This is a genomic window from Candidatus Poribacteria bacterium (assembly GCA_021295715.1).
Taxonomy (GTDB): Bacteria; Poribacteria; WGA-4E; order WGA-4E; family WGA-3G; genus WGA-3G.
The window spans coordinates 58879-60760 of the sequence record JAGWBV010000079.1 but is presented as its reverse complement, the minus strand read 5'-3'; the positions used below and the strand labels follow the sequence as shown (position 1 = coordinate 60760).

Genomic DNA, 1882 nt, shown 5'->3' with positions numbered 1-1882 from the left:
ATCCTCGGCGACCCAAACGCTTTAGAATTCAAACAGCGTTTCGTTGCTAAGGTGATCCGCGCATTTTAGACCTCTTCATATTTCCACCACATAAAATTTTAAATAAAAAAGTGCAACTGTTTTGGGACTCGTTTGTAGTAACGACAACGGACAAGTTTTTACTATCTTTTTTATCTGAACGAACTCTATATAGGCAAAAGGAGGAGAAATGCAAAAGCTGGGGGGTTCGGAGAAAGCATCTTCTATCTCTCCATTTTTTCAAATTGCGTTCATTTGGTTTCAACACCTTTTTTGAAGATAATGCAACCTTTTGACATCTAAGGTGCGTCACTTAAATCAACGGATAAAAAATTTTAGCAAAATTGCCACTTGCAAATTCAAATGCAAGTCCCATTCTAATAAGGAGAAAAAAATGCGTTTCCTAATGATTAATCTACTCCTCGTCTGTTTGTTACTCTTCGGCATCGGTTACCTTGCTTTCGGCTCTGATGAGACTGTCGTGCCTGCTGAACAGCACAATCCTCATACAGAGGAGGGACCTTGGGGAGCGTCTTTTGAAGGGAATTCACTAACAATCCCAATGCTTTAGCTTTGGGTCCAACCCCGTTGACTCGTGCAGGAGCGAGAAAAGCGTTGACATTTTTTGTAAAAAAGTGGTATAATGAGAGTATCACGTTGGAAACCAGCATTACCAGCGTCACCGCTTGGTGGCGTGCTGGTTATACGTGATATACCATGCGAAAAACAGATAAAGACTATCGTAGTTACATTGTAGCGACAGAAAAGCCAAATGATTGTCTACAAGGGATAAATCGTCTTGGGGGGCGTATCTATTCCAAGACGGTATCGCTGACCCAAGAGACACAGAATAAAAAAGGGTTTTGGCTTTCGGATAGCGGACTCAAGAAGTATCTAAAGTTCAAAGACTATCCATGCCATGCCCATAGCGTTCAGGCAATTATAGACGACTATTGCGGTGCGAGGCATTCCTTCTTTGGCAACCTCAAGAGCAATCCGAATGCCAGACCTCCTTTCAAGCGGAAGTGGTATCATACATTTACATGGCGTGCGTCAGGTATCACTTACAAGCGCGGTAAACTTCGACTCTCTATGGGGCGTGGCAGAGACGCACTTTATATCAAAATAGATAAGAAGTTTCAGGGTAAAGTGCCAGCAGCGGTTTCACTCGTCTATAACAGAAACACGCATATCTATGAGTTCCACGCGACTTATGAGACACATCCGCAAAGGAAACCTAAAGCAGATAGAGGCAGTGTCGTTGCTGTAGATTTAGGCGAAATACATCCCATCGTTTCTTTTGACGGACTCACCTCCGAAATCTATAACGGCAGATACTTACGAAGTCTCGTTCAATATCGAGAGAAGTTCAAAGCGACACTCAATCAGTTGCTTTCACGGTGTCAACGTGGAAGTAGGCGTTGGAAGAAACTCAAGCGTGCCAAGAACCGAACTCTCCACACCCTTAATAATCTTATCCGTGACGTTCGACATAAAATCACGTCTCGGTTTGTCTCTACGTGTAAATCTAAGAAAGTAGAGACGATTGTGATAGGTGATATAAAGCACATACGACACTCTATAGACTATGGATCAAAAATCAATCAGAAGTTGCACCAATGGGCATTCGGGCAAATAACGGAAATGATTGCCTACAAAGCGAAAGCAGTCGGTATCGAAGTTGACTCCCAAGACGAGGCCTATACGTCCCAAACCTGTCCGCAGTGTGGGCATAGGAAAAAGCCGAATAAACGGGCATATCACTGCCGTAAATGTAAATGGCAAGGACACCGAGATGTCGTAGGTGCGAGCAACATTCTGACGAAGTATCAGGGTTGGTTATTCAACCCTGTAGTTGGGGCGG

At 43.6% G+C, this 1882-nt stretch carries 2 protein-coding genes; both read left to right on the top strand.

All coding sequences use genetic code 11. The features are described 5' to 3' along the window. The first annotated feature begins 412 nt into the window (after window positions 1-412). Complete coding sequence (locus tag J4G07_17660) at window positions 413-589, top strand: hypothetical protein (protein MCE2415813.1); 177 nt, start codon at window positions 413-415, stop codon at window positions 587-589. A 146-nt stretch (window positions 590-735) separates the two neighbouring features. Further along, window positions 736-1882, top strand: a 1147-nt coding sequence (locus J4G07_17655) for a transposase (protein MCE2415812.1), incomplete at its 3' end; no start/stop codon positions are given.

Excerpts from the sequence above, each read along its gene's own strand:
- J4G07_17660 (MCE2415813.1), top strand. The coding sequence starts at position 413 with ATGCGTTTCCTAATGATTAATCTACTCCTCGTCTGTTTGTTACTCTTC.